Source organism: Nocardia sp. NPDC058497 (assembly GCF_042720195.1).
GTDB lineage: Bacteria > Actinomycetota > Actinomycetes > Mycobacteriales > Mycobacteriaceae > Nocardia.
Window position 1 is genome coordinate 1 of sequence record NZ_JBHXMY010000436.1, and the last position, 5,095, is coordinate 5,095.

The window sequence follows — 5,095 nt, forward strand, 5'->3', positions numbered from 1 at the left end:
GCCCCCCACGTGTTTTTGTGGGGCCGCCCAACCACCTGTTTGCGCGGCCGACCCCCCCCCCCCGAGTGTCGGGGGTCCCCCCCCCGGGCGGCGGGGGGCCCCCCCCTCCGCTCAGCGGCATCGGTCCCGATCAGCTGCGGATCAGGGAACTGCTGACCCGCATCGGCAATCAGGACGACGGCGTCGACGTGAGCGAGGTGATCATCGCGACCGACCCGAACACCGAGGGCGAGGCGACGGCCACCTACCTGGTGCGCATGCTGCGCGACTTCCCCGGGCTCACCGTCACCCGGCTGGCTTCCGGCCTGCCGATGGGTGGCGACCTGGAGTTCGCCGACGAGCTGACGCTGGGCCGCGCGCTGTCGGGCAGGCGGGCGCTCTAGAACTCCACGCGGGTCCAGGTCACCTCGGCACCCGCGTCGGGGTTCTCGGTGGTCCAGTCCCAGATGATGCGGGCGACCTGCGCCGGATCCTCGACGGTGGTGCCGAAGTGCTTGTCGGGCGAGCCGTCACGGTATTCGACGGTGTAGGGGCCCGTCGGGTCGCGGTAGGTCTGGATGTAGCGCTGCTCGCCGCGTTCGACGATCAGGTACGGGTTCGGGTCGGCCAGCCCGGCGACCCACTGGTGCGTCAATTCCTCGGTGAGATACGGGAATTCGCCCGCGCCGCCGTGGGTGACGGCGACCGGCACGTGTCCGGCCGGGTCGATCAGCCAGCTCAGCTGCGGGTCGTAGACGGCGTAGCCGCGCGGGGTGGCGAGGTCGAAGAGCAGGGTGCGGACGAAGCCGATCGCGTCGTACGGCGAGGGGATGTAGAGCGTGGTCCCGTTCGCGCCGCCGACGGATTCCACGCTGAGGAACGAGTCGTCCACCGGCAGTTCGTTGTTGCGGTCGTTCAACTCGGTCGCGATCTCGGCGATCTCGTCGGACTCCGGCTGACCTTCCTGGGCGGCCAGGTACGCGTCCACCTCGTCGACGGAGGTGGCGACGCCGGACGGCAAGAGGATGTGGTCGTAGCTCACCCGCCCCAGCCTACGGGGCGGTCGGTTCGCGCTGGTCGGCCAGGCATTGTTGCCCGCGGATTCGACCCGGTGCTCGTCGGGAAACTCCGGTTTCGTCAGGCCACGGGGCACGGGTGGGGTGTGGTCAACTGGGTGCATGGGCATCAAGGTGTCACTCGAGCACCGGACCGCGTACTCCTTCGATCGTCTCGTCGACGTGCATCCGCACGAGGTGCGCCTACGGCCCGCGCCGCATTCACGGACGCCGATCGAGGCCTACTCGCTGCGGGTGTCGCCGCCCGGTCACTATGTGAACTGGCAGCAGGACGCGTTCGGCAATTTCGTTGCGCGGCTGGTGTTCCCGGAACCGACTCGGGAGTTGTCGATCACCGTGGGGTTGATCGCCGACCTCGAGGCGGTCAATCCGTTCGACTTCTTCGTCGAGGACTACGCCGAGCATTTCCCGTTCGCCTATCCCGAGGCGCTGGCCGCCGACCTGGAGCCGTACCTGCGCCCGGTCGACGAGGCGGAGCCGGGATCGGGGCCGGGGGAGCTGCTGCGCGACTGGGTGCGGGTGCATCGCGCGCAGGGCCGCATCCGGTCCATCGACTACCTGGTCGAACTCAACTACGCCCTGCGCAACACCGTCGACTACACGGTGCGGATGGAACCGGGCGTGCAGACCCCCGACGACACGCTGCGCCTGCGGCTCGGCTCCTGCCGTGATTCGGCGTGGCTACTCGTCGCCATCCTGCGCGAACTCGGCCTGGCCGCGCGCTTCGTCTCCGGCTACCTGGTGCAGCTGACCGCGGACACGCCCGCGCTGGACGGACCGTCCGGGCCGAGCGCCGACTTCACCGACCTGCACGCCTGGACGGAGGTGTACCTGCCGGGCGCGGGCTGGATCGGCATGGACCCCACCTCCGGCCTGTTCGCCGGCGAGGGCCACATCCCGCTCGCCGCGACCCCGCACCCCGGCGCCGCCGCACCGATCACGGGCGCGACCGGGATCACCGAGGCCACACTGGAATTCAGCAATGTGGTGCGGCGGGTACACGAGGACCCGCGAGTCACCCTGCCCTACACCGATTCCCAGTGGGAGCGGATCACCGCGTCCGGCGCGTCCGTCGACAAGCGAATGGCCGCCGCCGATGTTGGCCTGACGATGGGCGGCGAACCGACCTTCGTGTCCATCGACGACCAGATGAGCGCCCAGTGGACCACCGACGCCGACGGGCCGCACAAACGCGAACGCGCCGTCGACCTGGCGGACCGCCTGCGCGCGATCTACGCGCCCACCGGGTTGGTGCAGTACCGCCAGGGCAAGTGGTGCCCGGGAGAACCGTTGCCGCGCTGGGAGATCGCCATCGCCTGGCGGGCGGACGGCGAGCCGGTGTGGACAAGGCAGGACTTGCTCGCCGGCCCGTGGACCCCGGTCTCGCAACGCCAACCCGTGGATGTCGCGATGTCTCCGACGACTGGCGCGGAGCTCGACCCTGTGGTGGCCGTGGATGATTCGAGCGTCATCGAGACCGTCTCCCCACCGCTGCGTGGGACACTCGCGCCGGACCCCGCCGAATCGGACGGCTTTGCTGTGGGCTCCATCGTCAGCGAGGCCGTCGGCTCGCCGCTGGGCGGGGCAACGAGCGAGCTGGACCCCGTCGGATCGGTGGCACCGGGCGGCGACCTGGCCGCACCGGTGCTGCCCGCAGCGGCGCAACCCCCGAATGCGGCGGCGACGCGTCCGGTCGAGACGCCAGCACTCGACGCGTCGGCAGGTGTTCTGCCACAGCCACATCCGACCGTTGATGCCGACTCTGCCCGATCTCTGATCGCCCACATCGCGGGAACGCTCGGGCTGCCCGACGCCCAGGTGCGTCCCGCTTTCGAGGACCCACTGGCCAGACTCGCCGCCACCGTGACCGCGCCCTATGGCGAGCCGCCGGCGGGCGACCTCGATCCGGGCGAGGATTCCCCCGAGGCCCGCCGGGCGCTGCTCGGCCGACTCGACGAATCCGTCAACGAGCCGACCGCCTATGTGTTGCCACTGCACCGCCGGGCCGACGGTGCGGGTTGGGCCAGTGCCGATTGGCAGCTGCGTCGCGGTCGCGACGGGGACGATGGTCCTGGCCGGATCGTCCTGACCGACGGTGATTCGCCTGCGGGACTGCGGCTTCCGCTGGACTCGGTGTCCTGGCACACCGCGCCGCCGATTCCGGAGGCCGATCCGCTGTTCCAGGGTTCGCTGCGGCTGCCCCGCGAGGAACCGCCCGCCGTGCTCGAACCGGCGGATTTCACCCCGACGACCGCGCTGGTCGCTGAGGTGCGGGCGGGGCGGTTGCATGTGTTCCTGCCGCCGGTGGGCGAGCTCGACGACTTCCTCGATCTCATCACCAAGGTGGAGGAGGCCGTGGTCGCGCTCGGTCAGCCGGTGGTGCTGGAGGGGTACGCACCACCGAATGACGCTCGGCTGCACACCGTCTCGGTGACACCTGATCCCGGCGTGATCGAGGTGAACGTCATGCCGACCAGCTCGTTCGCCGAACAGGCCGACGTGCTGAGCACCCTCTACGAGCAGGCCAGGCTGGCCAGGCTGAGCACCGAGTCGTTCGACGTGGACGGCGCGCACGGTGGCACCGGCGGCGGTAATCACATCACCCTGGGCGGGGTCATGCCCGCGCGCTCGCCGCTGCTGCGCAGGCCCGATCTGCTGGTGTCGATGCTGACCTACTGGCAGCGTCATCCCGCGCTGTCGTACCTGTTCGCGGGCCGGTTCGTCGGCCCGACCTCGCAGGCACCGCGTGCCGATGAAGGCCGCGAGGGTGCGCTCTACGAACTCGAGATCGCCTTCGCCGAGATCGCCCGGCTGACCGCCGTACCGGCAGCGGGCACGCCATCCGAAACCCGGTCGGCTCCATGGCATATCGATCGCGCGCTGCGGCATCTGCTGACCGATCTCACCGGTAACACCCACCGCGCCGAGTTCTGCATCGACAAGCTCTACAGTCCCGATTCCGCGCGCGGCAGGCTCGGCCTGCTGGAACTGCGCGGCTTCGAGATGCCGCCGCATTTCCAGATGGCGATGGTGCAGTCGCTGCTGGTGCGCGGCTTGGTCGCGATGTTCTGGGACAAGCCCTATCGCGCACCCCTGCTGCGGCACGGCGACAATCTGCACGGCCGCTACCTGCTGCCGCACTTCCTGATGAGCGATATCGCCGAGGTCGCGGCCGATCTGCGCGCGCACGGCATCGACTTCGACACCAGCTGGCTCGACCCGTTCACCGAGTTCCGTTTCCCGCGAATCGGCACCGCGATGATCGGTGACGTCGAGCTGGAATTGCGCGGCGCGATCGAACCGTGGCTGACCCTCGGCGAGCAGACCACCGGGCAGGGCACGGCGCGCTATGTCGACTCTTCGGTGGAGCGGTTGCAGGTGCGGGTGGTCGGCGCCGACCGCGGCCGCTATGTGGTGACCTGCAACGGCATGCCGGTGCCGCTGCTGGCCACCGACAAGACCGATGTGCAGGTGGCCGGCGTGCGCTATCGCGCCTGGCGGCCGCCGAATTCGCTGCATCCGTCCATCGCCGTGGACGCGCCGCTGGTGTTCGACCTGGTCGACGCCGCGACCGGACTCTCGCACGGCGGCTGCACCTATCACGTCGTCCATCCCGGCGGCCGCGCCTTCGACGACGTGCCGGTCAACGCGGTGGCCGCGCAGTCGCGCCGCAACCGCCGCTTCGAGGCGGCGGGGCATACGGTGAATCCGATGGACCCCGCCGAACTCCGTGCGAAGATCGCGGCGCAGTCGACCGATGTCGGTGCACCGGGCATTCTGGATCTACGTCGCGCGCGCACCGTGTGGGGCGTCAGCGAAAACCGGTAACTACGACAACCCGCTTAACCACAGCACTCCCCGACCTCGAGGAGGGGACGGCCCCGGATCGGCCGGGGGGGGGGGCGGGGGGCGGGGCGGGCCCCACGCCGGGCGCCCCCCCCCGGCCGCCCCGGGCCGCCCCCGGGGGACTGCGGCGGGGCCGCGGGCGCGGCGGCGGGCTTGCTCTTGGCGCGGCGCGAACCGGCCTTCTTCGGCACGGT

Annotated in this window: 3 protein-coding genes; 2 read left to right on the forward strand and 1 reads right to left on the reverse strand. The window is 70.5% G+C overall.

Annotation, left to right across the window (positions count from 1 at the left end; translation table 11 throughout):
- A partial coding sequence (locus ACFWPJ_RS24110; RefSeq protein ID WP_378854661.1) for a toprim domain-containing protein occupies positions 1-383 on the forward strand: 383 nt, incomplete at its 5' end.
- On the opposite strand, the gene ACFWPJ_RS24115 is transcribed toward ACFWPJ_RS24110, so the two are convergent.
- A complete protein-coding gene (locus ACFWPJ_RS24115) occupies positions 380-1,021 on the reverse strand; it encodes a hypothetical protein (protein ID WP_378854662.1) in 642 nt (213 codons plus the stop codon). The genes ACFWPJ_RS24110 and ACFWPJ_RS24115 overlap by 4 nt on opposite strands.
- 136 nt (positions 1,022-1,157) lie before the next feature.
- On the opposite strand from ACFWPJ_RS24115, the gene ACFWPJ_RS24120 reads away from it, so the two are divergent.
- A complete protein-coding gene (locus ACFWPJ_RS24120; protein WP_378854663.1) occupies positions 1,158-4,883 on the forward strand; it encodes a DUF2126 domain-containing protein in 3,726 nt (1,241 codons plus the stop codon).
- The last annotated feature ends 212 nt before the right edge of the window (positions 4,884-5,095 follow it).

Coding starts and splice junctions, on each gene's coding strand:
- ACFWPJ_RS24120 (WP_378854663.1), top strand. CDS start 1,158: ATGGGCATCAAGGTGTCACTCGAGCACCGGACCGCGTACTCCTTCGAT.